Origin of the sequence: Nonomuraea sp. ZG12 (assembly GCF_052068115.1) — a bacterium.
GTDB lineage: Bacteria > Actinomycetota > Actinomycetes > Streptosporangiales > Streptosporangiaceae > Nonomuraea.
This window is the reverse complement of sequence record NZ_JBQHCW010000001.1, coordinates 752,915-766,986: the sequence shown is the minus strand read 5'-3', so window position 1 is coordinate 766,986 and position 14,072 is coordinate 752,915. Positions and strand designations below refer to the sequence as shown.

General features: G+C 70.2%; 16 protein-coding genes. 8 read left to right on the top strand and 8 right to left on the bottom strand.

Features of this window, described 5'->3' with window-relative positions:
- The first annotated feature begins 26 nt into the window (after positions 1–26).
- Positions 27–1,019 (top strand): phosphotransferase family protein, encoded by a 993-nt coding sequence (locus tag ACTMTF_RS03610; protein ID WP_441109199.1) that lies wholly within the window; start codon positions 27–29, stop codon positions 1,017–1,019.
- Between the two features lie 16 nt (positions 1,020–1,035).
- Here ACTMTF_RS03610 and ACTMTF_RS03605 read toward each other — a convergent pair whose 3' ends face one another.
- Both ACTMTF_RS03605 and ACTMTF_RS03600 read right to left on the bottom strand, forming a co-directional pair.
- The gene (locus ACTMTF_RS03605; protein ID WP_441109198.1) at positions 1,036–1,356 is read right to left on the bottom strand and encodes a hypothetical protein; all 321 of its coding nucleotides are present in this window, start codon (positions 1,354–1,356) and stop codon (positions 1,036–1,038) included.
- Positions 1,357–1,615: 259 nt separating this feature from the next.
- A complete protein-coding gene (locus tag ACTMTF_RS03600; RefSeq protein WP_441109197.1) occupies positions 1,616–2,758 on the bottom strand; it encodes an anti-sigma factor in 1,143 nt (380 codons plus the stop codon).
- 136 nt (positions 2,759–2,894) lie between these two features.
- On the opposite strand from ACTMTF_RS03600, the gene ACTMTF_RS03595 reads away from it, so the two are divergent.
- From ACTMTF_RS03595 to ACTMTF_RS03585, 3 genes are all read left to right on the top strand, one after another.
- On the top strand, positions 2,895–4,163 hold the full coding sequence (locus ACTMTF_RS03595; RefSeq protein ID WP_441109196.1) for an FAD-dependent oxidoreductase: 1,269 nt from the start codon (positions 2,895–2,897) through the stop codon (positions 4,161–4,163).
- Positions 4,160–5,503: a class II 3-deoxy-7-phosphoheptulonate synthase gene (locus ACTMTF_RS03590; RefSeq protein WP_441109195.1), complete on the top strand. Its 1,344-nt coding sequence runs from the start codon at positions 4,160–4,162 to the stop codon at positions 5,501–5,503. Before ACTMTF_RS03595 ends, ACTMTF_RS03590 begins: the two co-directional genes overlap by 4 nt.
- Positions 5,504–5,594: 91 nt before the next feature.
- Positions 5,595–6,365 carry an SAM-dependent methyltransferase gene (locus ACTMTF_RS03585; protein WP_441109194.1) on the top strand — a complete coding sequence of 257 codons (771 nt, stop codon included), beginning with the start codon at positions 5,595–5,597 and terminating at the stop codon, positions 6,363–6,365.
- 72 nt (positions 6,366–6,437) lie between these two features.
- Here ACTMTF_RS03585 and trxA read toward each other — a convergent pair whose 3' ends face one another.
- Positions 6,438–6,812, bottom strand: coding sequence for a thioredoxin (gene trxA, locus ACTMTF_RS03580; RefSeq protein WP_441109193.1), 375 nt, complete (start codon positions 6,810–6,812; stop codon positions 6,438–6,440).
- Between the two features lie 126 nt (positions 6,813–6,938).
- A complete protein-coding gene (locus tag ACTMTF_RS03575; RefSeq protein ID WP_441109192.1) occupies positions 6,939–8,630 on the bottom strand; it encodes an ExeM/NucH family extracellular endonuclease in 1,692 nt (563 codons plus the stop codon).
- A 106-nt stretch (positions 8,631–8,736) separates the two neighbouring features.
- On the opposite strand from ACTMTF_RS03575, the gene ACTMTF_RS03570 reads away from it, so the two are divergent.
- Positions 8,737–9,792, top strand: a complete 1,056-nt coding sequence (locus ACTMTF_RS03570) for a pentapeptide repeat-containing protein (protein WP_441109191.1) — start codon at positions 8,737–8,739, stop codon at positions 9,790–9,792.
- A gap of 16 nt (positions 9,793–9,808) precedes the next feature.
- Here ACTMTF_RS03570 and ACTMTF_RS03565 read toward each other — a convergent pair whose 3' ends face one another.
- The 3 genes from ACTMTF_RS03565 to ACTMTF_RS03555 are packed head-to-tail and all read right to left on the bottom strand — an operon-like array spanning position 9,809 to position 10,945.
- Entirely contained in the window at positions 9,809–10,276 is a 468-nt protein-coding gene (locus ACTMTF_RS03565) for an SRPBCC family protein (protein ID WP_441109190.1), read from the bottom strand.
- Positions 10,269–10,595: an ArsR/SmtB family transcription factor gene (locus ACTMTF_RS03560; RefSeq protein WP_397000260.1), complete on the bottom strand. Its 327-nt coding sequence runs from the start codon at positions 10,593–10,595 to the stop codon at positions 10,269–10,271. Before ACTMTF_RS03560 ends, ACTMTF_RS03565 begins: the two co-directional genes overlap by 8 nt.
- Complete coding sequence (locus ACTMTF_RS03555) at positions 10,592–10,945, bottom strand: VOC family protein (protein WP_441109189.1); 354 nt, start codon at positions 10,943–10,945, stop codon at positions 10,592–10,594. The genes ACTMTF_RS03560 and ACTMTF_RS03555 overlap by 4 nt, the downstream gene beginning before the upstream one ends.
- Positions 10,946–11,051: 106 nt before the next feature.
- On the opposite strand from ACTMTF_RS03555, the gene ACTMTF_RS03550 reads away from it, so the two are divergent.
- Positions 11,052–11,711, top strand: coding sequence for a permease prefix domain 1-containing protein (locus ACTMTF_RS03550; RefSeq protein WP_441109188.1), 660 nt, complete (start codon positions 11,052–11,054; stop codon positions 11,709–11,711).
- Here ACTMTF_RS03550 and ACTMTF_RS03545 read toward each other — a convergent pair.
- Positions 11,695–12,042, bottom strand: a complete 348-nt coding sequence (locus tag ACTMTF_RS03545; protein ID WP_441109187.1) for a PadR family transcriptional regulator — start codon at positions 12,040–12,042, stop codon at positions 11,695–11,697. The two genes, ACTMTF_RS03550 and ACTMTF_RS03545, sit on opposite strands and share 17 nt — an antisense overlap.
- Before the next feature lie 89 nt (positions 12,043–12,131).
- Between ACTMTF_RS03545 and ACTMTF_RS03540 the strand changes: the two genes are divergently transcribed.
- Both ACTMTF_RS03540 and ACTMTF_RS03535 read left to right on the top strand, forming a co-directional pair.
- Positions 12,132–13,295 carry a cytochrome ubiquinol oxidase subunit I gene (locus tag ACTMTF_RS03540; protein ID WP_441109186.1) on the top strand — a complete coding sequence of 388 codons (1,164 nt, stop codon included), beginning with the start codon at positions 12,132–12,134 and terminating at the stop codon, positions 13,293–13,295.
- Positions 13,296–13,305: 10 nt separating this feature from the next.
- Complete coding sequence (locus ACTMTF_RS03535; protein WP_441109185.1) at positions 13,306–14,070, top strand: cytochrome d ubiquinol oxidase subunit II; 765 nt, start codon at positions 13,306–13,308, stop codon at positions 14,068–14,070.
- Positions 14,071–14,072 lie beyond the last annotated feature (2 nt).

The window sequence follows — 14,072 nt, the reverse complement described above, 5'->3', positions numbered from 1 at the left end:
GCTGCCCGGCCGCACAATCAGATCTCGTGAACAGCAGGACGAAACGTCGTTTATCCCCCGCCGAGCTCGACGCGCTCTCCCGCCGCGCCCTCGGCGCGGGGGTTGCCGAGCACACCGAGCTGACCGACGGCTACGCCAACGCGGTCTGGCGGCTGCGCCTGGACGACGGCCGCGACGTGGTGTGCAAGCTGTCGCCGCCGCCCGAGCTGGACCAGCTCAGTTACGAGCGCAACCTGCTGCGGATGGAGGCGTCGGCCTACGAGCTGGCGGCGGGAGCAGGGGTGCCGGTGGCCCGGCTGTTGTGCGCCGGGTTCGACGATCCGGTGCTGGGCGGCGACTACCTGATGCTCGGCGCGCTGGACGGCGTCTCCTGGAACGCCGTCAAGCCCGACGCCGAGGACGGGCTGCGCCACGAGCTGGGCCGGCTCCTGGCCCGGCTCAACGCGGTGACCGGCGAGGTGTTCGGCTATCCGCACGCGGGGATCACCGGCTCCACCTGGCGGCAGGCGTACCTCGCCATGGTCGACGCGCTGCTCGGCGACACCGTGCGCTACCCGGCGCCGCTGCCGGCCCCGGCGGCGCGGATCCGCGCCGTGCTGGCGGCGGCCGCGCCCGCGCTGGACGAGGTGACCACCCCGCACCTGGTCCACTTCGACATCTGGCCGGGCAACGTGTTCCTGGACCTGACGGGAACGCCCAAGATACAGGCGATCATCGACCACGAACGGGCCTTCTGGGGCGATCCGCTGGCCGAGTTCGCCACGCCGACCATCTTCGGCGAGCTGCGCGAGGACGATCCGCTGCTCGCGGGCTACCGTGAGGTGACCCCGGTGAACCTCACCCCGGCCGCGCGAGTCCGGCTCGACCTCTACCACGCCTACCTCTACCTGATCCTGCTGGTGGAGAACGGGCCCCGGCAGTATCCGGAGTCGGAGTACGCGCGGATCCGCGACCGGGCCATCCCCTCACTCGCCGGCGTCCTGGACCGCCTGGCACGGCTCGCCCAGCCGGCCGGCTAGCCCTGTTGACGCCGGGTCAGCGGTCCAGACGCACGGTGACGGTGACGCGGCCCTTCTCGTCACGCCGGGCGACCGCGTGTCCCGGCTGGTCGACCCCGTCCAGGTGAAGCGAGATCGGGCCGCCCTCGCCGGTGAAGTTGCGCCACCAGTTCTTGGCCTCGGGCATGCGGACACCGATCGTGACGACGCCGTCCGCGCGCCGGTAGCCGACGGGCGTGCTGAAGGTGCGTCCCGAGCGTCGTCCGGTGTAGGTGACGATCGTGAGATGCCGGCTCGCCAGGCGGCCCCAGCGTGGCGACATGCGCAACGCGCCCACGCAGGTGTTGACACGATTCACCGTCCGCATTGGAAGCGGTCCTCGGTATTTCATGGATCCTCCATCGCGCTGGGCGGGCGTACCGTGCCCCGATCAGGCGCGCTCGCCGCTCCACTCACGGTCACCGTAGCGCGGCAAACGGAGCAGGTCGTCCACTTGGCCCGAAGTGAGAAGTACTAGCACTGCGGAGCCTCACAAGCCGACGGCGAAGACCGGACAGGCGCCATACGCTGCGAGCCCCTCGAGCGCACGCTCGGAGCAACCGGGCCGGCAGGCCGGCTCACGCCCTGGGCAGTTCGGCCAGCAGGATGGGGTGGGTCGTTGGCTGATCGGAGCCGCCGGCGGGCTCGATCGTCAGCCCGACGTGCGCGTCGTCGGGGAGCGGCCGGGCCAGGACGGGGGCGGTGAGACCGTCCTCGCGCCGGTTGACGAAGCCCGCCGGGCGCGCGCCGTCCGGGCCCATCAGCCACAGCTGGTAGGCGCCGGCCGCCGGGAGTTCGGGCAGGTCGGACGTAGTGAAGAGCATGCGGCCCTGCTCGCGGGAGACCACGAAGACGGCGGTGCCGCCCGCCGTCACCGGTTGCCGTACCGTCTGCGCGTCGGGCGCGGCGAGCACGGCGGCGATGGCCGCGTCGCGCGCCCGCAACTCCCCCAGATCCCGGCGGGCGTCGAAACCCAGCACCCCCAGCGCGACCGCCGCCGCCACCGACACCGCCGCGACCCCGGCCATCGCCTTCCCCCGCCACCTGCGACGCAGAGAAGGCACGTCGACCTGTCCGGCATCGGGCTCGGGTCGGCCATCCCACCCACGGAACGGCACACCCGCCACGGTCATACCTCCACCCACAGCCCCGGACGGTGAGCCGGTCGCATCCGCGACCTCGGACGAAGCTTGGGGCGGCGGCGGGCCTCCCGCCGTGCCGGTGGTGGGTGAGGTCCGGGGTGGCTGGGAGCCTGGAACGTACGCGAAGGTGGCGTCCCACTCCGTCACCGTCCGGGCAGCGGCGTCACCGGTGGGCGCTCGCACCACGGGGATGCCGACGTCGCTGCGGGGTGGTCGTACCAGGTGGGCGGCGGCCAGGATGCGGGGGCGGAGGCGTGCGGGTGGGGTGGTGGCGGCGGTGAGGGCGAGCCGGGCGGCGCTTTCGCGCAGTCGGTGCACCTCGGCCGGACATGCCGGGCAAGCCGAAAGGTGCTCCTCGTAGGACGCGACGTCGACAGGTGGCAGGGCGTGCACGGCGTAGGCCCCGGCAAGGCTGTGGAGCTCGTTCACATCAGTGGCCTCAGCGCAGGTGTCGTTCATATCGTGGGGCCCAGCGAAGGTGTCGTCCGCGCCGATAGGCCCGGCGGCTGTGGCGTGCACGCCGTCGGGTCCGGTGGCGGTGGGGTGGGGGTCGGGGAGGGGGTGGGGGTTGTCGTTCATGTCCGCTCCCTGGTCCGCCGGCCCCGGCCGCTCGTGGTGAGCCGGGCGTTCGCGGTTGATTCGGTGTTCGGACCTCTCCGGATGCGGTACTTGCAATTTCCGTGGGAGATGACACAATCTCATCAGGTGATGAATTATGACATGTGTAATCGCGGGCGGAGGCCCGGCGGGCGCGGTGCTCGCACTCATTCTGGCCAGGAGCGGCGTCGAGGTGACGCTGCTGGAGAAGCACGCCGACTTCCTGCGTGACTTCAGAGGCGACACGATCCACCCGTCGACGCTGCAGGTGCTCGACGAGCTCGGCCTGGCCGACGACTTCCTGAAGCTTCCGCACCGCAAGGCGTACGAGCTCAGCCTCATCACGGACGCGGGGCCGATGCGGCTGACGAGCCTGCGGCAGCTGCCGGGGCCGTACAACTACGTCGCGTTCGTCCCCCAGTGGGACTTCCTCGACCTCATCACGGCCAAGGCCGCCGCCTACCCGAACTTCCACCTCCTGATGGAGGCGGAGGCGTACGACCTCATCCGGGAGGGCGGCGCGGTGCGCGGGCTGCGCTACCGGGACGCGTCCGGCGAGCACGAGCTCAGGGCGGACCTGACCGTGGCCGCCGACGGCCGCGGCTCGGTGCTGCGCGAGCGCGCGGGGCTGGTGCCCGAGGAGCTCGGCGCGCCGATGGACGTGCTGTGGTTCCGGATGCCGCGCGAGGACACCGATCCGGAGAACACGTTCCTGCGTGTCTCCAGCGGCCACCTGATGGTCGCGATCAACCGCGAGAGCTACTGGCAGCTCGCCTACGCGATCCCCAAGGGCGGCTTCGACCGGCTGAGGAGCCAGGGCATCGAGGCGTTCCGGGAGCCGGTGTCGAGGCTGCTGCCCTTCCTCGGCGACAGGGTCGGGCAGGTCCGCGACTACGACGACATCAGCATGCTCAGGGTCGCGCTGAACCGGCTGCGCCGCTGGCATCGGCCCGGCTTCCTGTGCATCGGCGACGCGGCGCACGCCATGTCGCCGGTCTTCGGCGTCGGCATCAACCTGGCGGTGCAGGACGCGGTGGCCACGGCCAACCTGCTGGCGGGCTCGCTGCGCTCCGGGGCCCCGATCCCGGAGTCCACGCTCCACCTGCTGCAGAAGCGCCGCATGCTGCCGACCAGGGTGACGCAGGCGGCCCAGCGGGTGGTGCAGGACAGGCTGATCCGCCCCGCGCTGAAGAAGCAGTTCAAGCCGCCGCGGTTCCGGCCCGACCTGGCCCGGGTCCCGCTGCTCAACCGCGTGACCCGCCGTTTCATCGGCCTCGGCGTCCGGCCGGAGCACGTGGTCGTGCCGCCGTCGGCGGGACGGCCTTCTCACAACGTGGACATTGCGGTCGGTGATGATGACCCAGTGGAATACCCTCGTATGTCGTGAGCGCACAGAGCAATTCGCTGAATCTCGATTCCTGGCGAGCCCTCCCGGCGGCCCAGCAACCTGACTGGCCCGACCGCGCGGAGCTCCAGAAGGTCGTCACCGAACTCGGCGGCCTGCCGCCGCTGGTCTTCGCCGGAGAGTGCGACCAGCTCAAGGACCAGCTGGCGGCCGTCGTCCGTGGTGAGGCGTTCGTGCTGCAGGGCGGCGACTGCGCCGAGACGTTCGCCGGAGCGACCGCCGACAATGTGCGCAACAAGCTCAAGACGCTGCTGCAGATGGCGATCGTCCTCACCTACGCGGGCAAGGTGCCCGTGGTGAAGATCGGCCGCCTGGCCGGGCAGTTCGCCAAGCCGCGCTCCAAGAACACCGAGACGCGCGCCGGCATCGAGCTGCCCGCCTACCGGGGCGACATGGTCAACGGCTTCGACTTCACCCCCGAGTCGCGCGTCCCGGATCCGTGGCGACTGCTCAAGGCCTACCACTCCTCCGCCGTGACGCTCAACCTGGCGCGGGCCTTCACCAAGGGCGGCTACGCCGATCTGCGCCAGGTGCACGCCTGGAACCAGGACTTCGTCGCCGAGTCCCCCGCCGGGCGCCGCTATGAGCAGCTCGCCAGGGAGATCGACCAGGCGCTGGCGTTCATGCGGGCGTGCGGGGCGGACCCCGAGGAGTTCCACTCGGTGGAGTACTACTCTTCGCACGAGGCGCTGATCCTCGACTACGACCAGGCGCTCACCCGCGTCGACTCCCGCACCGGCCTGCCGTACGACGTGTCGGCGCACATGGTGTGGATCGGCGAGCGCACCCGCCAGCTCGACGGGGCGCACGTGGAGTTCTTCTCCCGCATCCGCAACCCGATCGGCGTCAAGCTCGGCCCGACCACCACCCCCGACGAGGCGCTGGCGCTGATCGACAAGCTCAACCCGGACAACGTGCCGGGACGGCTGACGTTCATCACCCGGATGGGCTCCTCCAAGATCCGCGAGTTCCTGCCGACGCTGGTCAAGGAGGTCACCGCCTCCGGCGCGCAGATCGCCTGGATCTGCGACCCGATGCACGGCAACACGTTCGAGACGCCGAGCGGGCACAAGACTCGGCGGCTCGACGACGTGCTCGACGAGGTGGCCGGCTTCTTCGAGGTGCACCGCTCGCTCGGCACCCACCCGGGCGGCATCCACATCGAGTTCACCGGCGACGACGTGACGGAGTGCGTCGGCGGCGGGCACGAGATCGTCGAGGGTGACCTGGCGACGCGCTACGAGACGGCCTGCGACCCGCGGCTCAACCGCGGTCAGTCGCTGGATCTCGCCTTCCGTGTCGCCGAGCTTTACCGCGGCTGACAATCAGCGGTCCACTGAAGCATTCCGAACCCGGCAAACCCGGTGATCTCCTATGATCACCGGGTAAAGGCCGAAATTTTGGGAGTATGCGGTGGACAGCGCCCCTGAGGGCATCGACTCGAGCGTGCCCAACGTCGCGAGGATGTACGACTATTACCTTGATGGTAAGGACAACTTCGCAGCCGACCGCGAGGCGGCCGAGCGCATCATGAAGCTGTTCCCCAACACCAAGGACTCAGCTCAGCAGAACCGCGGTTTCCTGCGCCGGGCCGTGCAGGCGGTGACCGCGAGCGGCGTGGACCAGATCGTGGACCTGGGTGCGGGCCTGCCCACCCAGGGCAACACGCACGAGATCGCCGGCGGCGCCCGCGTGGTGTACGTGGACTACGACCCGGTCGTGTGCACCCACGGCCGCGCCCTGCTGGCCAGGGGGCAGAACGTGGACTTCCTGGAGGCGGACGCCAGGAAGCCGGAGGAGTTGCTCGCCCTCCTGGAGCCGATGATCGACTTCGGCCGGCCGGTGGCGTTCATGATGCTCGCGCTCCTGCACTTCATCCCGGACGACAGCGCGTACGACATCGTGGCGAAGCTGCGCGACGTCAGCGCGCCGGGGAGCCACCTGATCCTCAGCCATGGCATCGACGAGAAGCCGGACACCACGCCGGAGGCTCTGCAGGTCTACAACCAGGCCACCGCCTCGCTGAACCTCAGGACGCACGAGGAGATCCTGCGCTTCTTCGAAGGCTACGAGCTGCTGGAGCCGGGCCTGGTCTATCCGAAGGACTGGCGGCCCGGCGACGAGCGGCCGAAGACCGGCATCAGGAGCAATCCCGGCTACGCCGGAGTCGGGCGCAAGCTCTGAAGAGCGTGAAAAGCGTCTGACAAGAGGACGGCCCCGCCCGGGAAACCTGGCGGGGCTGTTCCGTGTGTGTCGTCAGTCCTGCTGGGCCTTCTTCAGCTCCTTGTCGAGCTCGGACCTAATCTCGTCCATGTCGAGGGCGCGCACCTGGCCGATGAGGTCGGTCAGCGCGGGCGCGGGGATGGCGCCCGGCTGGGAGAAGACCACGATGCCGTCACGGATGGCCATGAGCGTCGGGATCGACCTGATGTCGAAGCCCTGGGCGAGCGCCTGCTCCTGGTCGGTGTCGATCTTGCCGAAGGTGATGTCCTCGTTCTCCTCCGACGCCTTCTCGAAGATCGGGCCGAACATCTTGCAGGGGCCACACCATTCCGCCCAGAAGTCGAGCAGGACGATCCCCTTGTCGGCGATGTCGTTGAAGTTCTTCTCGGTTACTTCGATGGTCGCCACAAGTGGCTCCTCGTTTCGTCGGTCCGCTGTCTTCCGTAGTTGCGACAACCCTGACAACCACGTACCCATCACCAGCATTCCATGCGGGAGGCCGGGCCGCGTCCCAGCGGCCCGGCCTCCCTCGGATCAGCGGCCCGGCAGGCTCAGCCCGACCACCAGCGGATCGTGGTCGGAGGAGCGGTAGGCGTCCGGCTTGTACAGCTCCGGCGGGTTGAACTCGGTGTTGTAGTCCAGGATGCGGGGCTCGTCGGCGTTGAGGTGCCAGATCGCGGCGCTGGTCACGCGCTTGAGCAGCTGCCTGCCCGCGAACATGTGGTCCAGCTCGCCCGCCAGCCCGTCGAACAGGTAGCTGTAGCGCTGCCGGGCCGGCACGAACCGCTTGGTGAGGCTCGTCATGCCGCCCGCCTCCAGCGTGTCGATGGGGTCCTCCTCGCCGTAGGCGTTGAGGTCGCCGAGCACCAGCGGGCCGGGCACGTCCTTGACGAGCTTGAGCAGCGCCTGGGCCTGCTGGACGCGGGTGGCGTTCCAGCAGCCCTGGCCGTCGCCCTGGTCGGTGTCGGGGCCGCTGGAGGGGCAGGAGCCCTTGGACTTGAGGTGGTTGACGACCATGGTGAACGGCTGTCCGCCGCGCGTCCTGCGGAAGGTCTGGAGGAGCGGCGGCCGGCTGAAGACCGGGTCCTCCGACGACCGGGCGGTGCCCACTGGCGTCAGCTTGCCCGGCTTGTAGATGATGCCCACCTGGATGGCGTCGGTGCCGGGGAAGGGGTGGCTCAGCGCGGCGTACGTACCCGCGCCGACTTCGGCGTTGACCGCGTCGACCAGCGCCTGCAGGGCAGTCTGGCCGTTGTTCTCGACCTCCATGAGCCCGACCGCGTCGGCGTCGAGGCCCTTGAGCGCGGCCACCAGCTTGGTGAGCTGGCGCTGCTGCTCCTCGGCGGTGGTGGCGCCGCGCGAGCCGAGGGTGGTGAACCAGTTCAGCGTGTTGAACGAGGCCACCTTGACGTTGCCCGCCACCGGGACGGGCCGCGGCGGTCGCGGGTTGGTCTTGAGGTACTTGACGGGCTCGGTGGGCTGCAGCCGGTAGCGGTCGAAGCCGTAGCCGAGCACTCCGGTGAGGCCGACGGCGGTGTCACCGGCCCGGACGATCGGCGGCAGGGTGGCCGGGTTCTGCCGGGTGGAGCCGTCGTCGATGAGCAGCGAGCGCCGCTGGTTCGAGGCGGCGTCGACGCCGGGGCGGTCGGTCGGCTGGAACAGCCGGCCACCGGAGGAGACCGAGACCTCGCCGAAGCGGCCCAGGTTGTAGTGGTCGCCGACGGTCAGCGACTGGCGGAAGGTGAGGAGCACGTTCTCGACGGCTTCCAGCCGGTCGCTGGGCAGCCGGTAGCTCCGGGGGGCCACCGAGCCGGTGCCGCACACGTCGACGGCGGTGACCGGGGACAGCTCGGTCCAGCCGTTGAACTCCGTCGCCCGGCCGGTGACCAGGACGCGATCGCCGACCTTGACGTCCTTGAGGGAGTCGCGGGCGAAGGCGAACAGCCCGTCGGAGGTCGCGGGGTCGGAGTCCGGGGTCGGGTCCTGCAGGAAGAAGCCGCTGAGCTGGTCGCCGCGCTGGAAGTCGCCGGTGACGACGCCTTCGACGCGTACGGTCTGCCCGGCCAGCGGAGTGGCGTCGCCGCTCCCCTGAACCTCGGCGATCTGCCGGTCCGGCGGGGTGTCACAGGGCCCGGCGGGGGCCGCCGCGGCGGGAGACACCAGGATGGTGACGGTGAGGGCCGCCGCGGAGAACGCGGCACAAGTTGTCCGGGGTAAAGCGCGCATGACCGGCACTTTAGGGCCTGGCGAGCTTACATATTTCTACATAGATGTGGCTAGAAAATGAAATTACCGACCCTTGACAATGTGGGGCATCGGGTATGACCAGGGTATGGACTGGGTCACCTGCGCGCACACCGCCGGCTGCACCGGGATCGCTCGCCGGCCATACCGTCTCTGCCTGGCTCATCTCCCCCACGACGAACTCGCGGTGGCACTGACCGCGATCCTGCCCGGGCGCCTGCTGGACCTGCGCGGCACCACCGTCAACGGCGACCTGATGCGGCGGGTGATGGAGGCGACCCGGAGCCGGCCCGGCCGGGCCAGGCTCGATCGGGCCCGGTTCACCGGCGACGTCAAGCTCGCGGGCGTGACCTTCCTGGGCGACGTGTCGCTCGACCGCGCCACCTTCGACCGGCTCGCCTCCTTCTTCGGCGCGGGCTTCGAGGGCAACGTGTCGCTCGCCGGGGCGAGGTTCGCCCGGGAGTTGTCCTTCCACGGCGTCCGCGTGCGGGGGCGCATCTCACTGGATCACGCGGTGATGTCCCGGGACGCCCTGTTCAGCCAGGTCGTCTTCGAGCACGGCCTGTCCTGCGAGGGTGCCCGGTTCGAGGGCTACACCACCTTCGACGGCGCCCGGCTGGACGCGGGCGCGAGCTTCCGCGGCGCCAGGTTCGGCCGGACGCTGTCGTTCCGCAAGGTCAGCGGCAGCGCCGGGTTCGACGCGGCGCGCTTCGCGGCCGACGCCTACCTCTCGGCGACCGGCCGCTTGTCCGCGGCGCGGGCGCGCGCCGACGGCACGCTGGACGTGGCCGTCCGGGCCTGCGGCCTCGACCTGCGCCGGGTGGTGGTGGCGGGCGCCACCACCCTGCGGCTGACGGACTCGCAGGCCGACCTGGAAGGCGCGGTCCTGCACGGCCCGGCGAGCGTGACCGGGCACGGCAGGTCCACGGTGACCTCGCTGCGCGAGGTGGACGCCGCGCACTTGGCGCTGTCGGGCCTGGACCTGTCGGCCTGCCGGTTCGCCGGGCTCGCCCACCCGGCGGGCGTGCGGCTGAAGGAGTGCACGTACGCGCTGCCCGGCATGCACATGAGCATGCGCGGGCCGCTGCTGCGCTGGTTCGCCCGGCGCCGGGCGCAGGCGCCGCGTCCGGTCACGGACCGCTAGAGCCTGTTCAAGGCCGTCAGAGGCGCGCCGCCACCTCGGCGATCGCCTTGAAGTGGGCGGAGCGCCAACCGCCGCTCATGATCTTGCGGGACATCTGCTGCAGCGGGTCGTCGGGGTCGAAGCCCTCGTGGTCGAGGAAGAGCCTGGTGCCCCTGCCCTCCGGCTCCAGCCGCCAGGTGACGGTCCAGTCGGCGTCGCCGCCCCGCCAGCTCAGCTTGAGCAGCTTCTGCGGCTCGGCCTCCAGCACCTCGCAGTGGACGATGCCGTCGAAGCCCACCTGCTCCTTGGGCGTGGTGGTGAAGGTGAAGCGGTGCCCCACCTCCGCCTTGATGTCGCCCGGCATGAGCCAGCGCGACACCAGGTCCGGCTCGGTGATCGCCCGCCACACCTTGGCGGGCGGATGCGCGATGAACTGGTCGAGCCGGATCGCGCGCCGTTCCTCACGTGTCTCGTCGGTGGTCTTCCCGGGTGTCCGCTCAGGCATCGTCGTCTTCCATCTCGTCGATCAGGTCGCTGAGGCGGGCCAGTCTGTCCCGCCAGAAGTGCTCGTACGGGCTGAGCCAGTCGCGGAGGTCCATGAGCGGGGCCGCCTCCAGCCGGTAGTGCCGTTCGCGGCCCTTGCGGCTCTCGGCCACCAGGCCCGCGTCCTTGAGCACCTTGAGATGCTCCGACACGCTGGGCCGGCTCATGTCGAAGCGCTCCGCCAGCCGCCCGGCGGGCTGGGCCCCCTCGTCGAGCAGCAGCCGCAGCAGCTCGCGCCTGGCCGGGCTCGCCAGCGCGGTGAAGACGTGGTCGGCCGTCATGCCTGGCTGACCACGAACCCGTTGCCGAAGGGGTCCTGGAACAGCAGCTGGCGACCCCACGGCTGGTCGGCCGGCCCCTCGAAGGCCACGCCGTGCTCGGCCAGCCGCGCGGCCAGCGCGTCGAGGTCGGGCGAGGCGAGGACCAGGCCGCCGATCGGCGCCATCCCGGGGAACCAGGAGGCGAGCAGGAGGGTGCTGTCCACGCCCTTGGGGGCGACGGTCAGCCAGCGGCCCATCGGGAACGGGTTGTCGGTGCGGACCTCGAAGTCGAGGACCTCGGTGTAGAACGCCAGCGCCCGTTCCTGGTCGGCGACGGGCACGGTCACGGTCACGATCTGGGAGATGAACATGTCAGCCACTATATGTAGGAAATTTCCTACTCATCAATGCCTAGTTGCGAGAAACCAGGGAAAACCCCGATGAGACACCGGCGCGCCCGTCCGTAAACTGGTGCGCATGCGGATCGACGACTACGTGAGCGAGCTCCACAGCGCCCTTCGCGGGCCGCACGGGCCCAAGCACGACCTGGTCGTCGAGGCCCGCGACAGCTTGATCGACACCGCCGACGCGCTGGAGTCCGACGGCCTGACCCGGGCCGAGGCCGAGCGGCTCGCGGTGGAGGAGTTCGGCCGGATCCGCGAGATCGCGCCCGGCTATCAGGCGGAGCTGACCGCGACCGCCGGGCGCCGGATGGCCCTGCTGCTGTTCGTCAGCGTGCCGGCGACCGTGTTCGCGTGGAGCCTGGTGTGGGAGTTCTACCCCGCCGACCTCAGCACCTGGGCCACGCTCCCCGGCTGGTACGGCACCGTCTCCCGGCTGCTCGACATCGTGCAGCTCACCGTCGGGCTCTACGGCGGACTGGCGCTGCTGGCCCTGAGCCGGGGCTCTTACTGGATCACCCATCCCCGCCTGGTCACCCGGTCGCTGGGCGTGGCGGTCTGGGTGATGCTGCCGCTGACGGCCGCGCTGGGCCTGCTGCTGGCGCACGACTCCCACGCGCCCGCCGCCCCCGCCGACTTCCCGCCGATGCTGCTGGCCAACCTGCTGACCTACGGGTTCGCGGGAGTGCAGCTCTACTGCGCCACCCGGTGCATCCGGCTCACCCGGACGGCTTGACCTCCGGCTTGATCTCCGGCTGGAGCACCCCGCCGATCACGCCGGCGAACTCGCGCCAGGCCGACCGCTCCCCCTGGAGTCGCCTCCTGCCCGAGTCGGTCAGCCGGTAGGTGCGCCGGCGGCGGCCGCTCACCGTGGCCCACTCGCTGGCCAGCAGGCCGGTGCGCTCCAGCTTGCGCAGCGCCGGATAGACGGTGCCGGTGGGCACGCTGAGCGCACCGCCGCTGCGCTCCTGGAGGGCCTCGATGATGGCGTAGCCGTGCAGCGGCTCCCGCTCCAGCACGGACAGCAGCAGGGCGTCCATGTGGCCCCGGAGCGCGTCGGGATTCATGACCACGATCCTAGGCAACGGTTCGTCATGTAGATAGCCTACATGTAGGCTCTCTACATGTAGGCAGACACAACGACGGAGTGGGAACGATGGACGTACTCGAGCTGGCCCGATTGCAGTTCGCGGCGACAGGGAGCCTCCACTTCCTGTTCGTCGTGCTCACGCTCGGGCTGGCGCCGCTGGTGGCGATCATGCACACCCGCTGGGCGCTGTCCGGCAGGCCGCTGCAGGAGCGGATGACCCGGTTCTGGGGCCAGATCTACGTGATCAACTACGCGTTGGGCATCGTCACCGGACTGGTGATGGAGTTCCAGTTCGGGCTGTCGTGGAGCGGGCTGACCCACTACGCGGGCGACGTGTTCGGCGCCCCGCTGGCCATGGAGGCGCTGATCGCGTTCTTCCTGGAGTCGACCTTCCTGGGCCTGTGGATCTTCGGCTGGGGGCGGCTGCCGAAGTGGGCCCACCTGGCCTGCATCTGGCTGGTGACCGCCACGGCCTACGCCAGCGCCTTCTACATCATGGTCGCCAACTCCTTCCTGCAGAACCCGGCGGGGGCGGTGCTCTCCGGCGACCGGCTCGAACTGACCGACTTCGGCGCGCTGCTGACGAACGAGGCCCTGGTCTTCTCCTTCCCGCACGTCCTGGGAGCCGGGCTGTTCACCGGGGCGATGGTGCTCGTCGGGGCCAGTGCCTACCAGTTGCGCCGCCGTACACCTGACGTGGAGTTCTTCACCCGGTCGCTGCGGATCGGCGTGGTCACGGCCTCGATCGGCATCTTCCTGACCATCGGCTTCGGCTACGCGCAGTTCGCCGGTGTCCAGGAGGGCAAGTTCCAGAGCGGCAGACCGGGCCTGATCCCGCTCGGGTTCATGACCGAAGGCGGCAACCTGCTGGCCCTGGTCGTGCTGTTCTTCATGCTGCCGCTGATCGCCGTGCTGCCGCGCTGGCGGTGGACGCACCCGATCCTCATCGCGCTCACCCCGGTGCCCTTCGTGATGGCGATCCTCGGCTGGCTGGCCAGGGAGCTCGGGCGGCAACCCTGGATGATCTGGGAGAAGCTGACCGTGGCCGACGCCATGTCGCCACAGCTCACCGCCGGCATGGTCACCGCCTCGACCATCGGCTTCGTCGCGGTGCTGGGGATGCTCGCGATCGTCGACTACGTGCTCATCGCCAGGGTGATCAAGCGCGGTCCCGACGACGTCGCCCTCGGGGCCGCAGCCGAGCAGCGCTCCCCCGCGCTGTCCTATTAGGAGTGCCGCAATGGAACTGATCTGGTTCGCCGTCTTCGCCGTGCTGCTGGCCGGCTACTTCGCCCTGGAGGGCTTCGACCTGGGAGTCGGGCTGTTGCTGCCGGTGCTCGGCAGGACCGGCGAGGACCGGGATCGCATGGTCGCCGCCATCGCGCCGTTCGTGCTGGCCAACGAGGTATGGCTGGTGGCGGTCGCCGGGACGCTCTTCGGCGCCTACCCGCTGCTCGAAGGCGAGGTGTTGTTCGGGCTCTACCCGCTGGTGGTGGGGATGCTGCTGTCGTGGGTGGTGCGCGATGCCGGGCTGTGGTTCCGGCGCAGGATCGACGGCACGTCCTGGCGGCGCTTCTGGGACCTGATGATCACGCTCGGCTCGTTCGGGCTATCGTTCGGCTGGGGTCTCGCGCTGTACGCGGCGGCCACCGGGTTCGGCTCGTCGCCGCTGCATCCGGTGGGGCTGCTGCTGGGCGTGGTGGTGACGCTGCTGTTCGCCCTCCACGGGTGGACGTTCCTGGGCTGGCGGGCACCCGGGTTCACCGGGGTCACCCGTTCGGGTCGCGCGCTGCTGGCCACGGGCCTGCTCGCCGCGCTCCCCGCCGTCGGCGTGCTCGCGGGCGGCATGGGCCATCTGCTGGACCACAGCGCGCCCACGGAGACGCTGAGTGTGCTCAGTCTCATGGTCCTGCCGTTCGCACCCATCATGCTGGGCGCGCAAGTATGGACATGGCGCACTTTCCGCCCAGGTAAGGACGCCCATCGCATCCCATCGTTCTTCTGAGG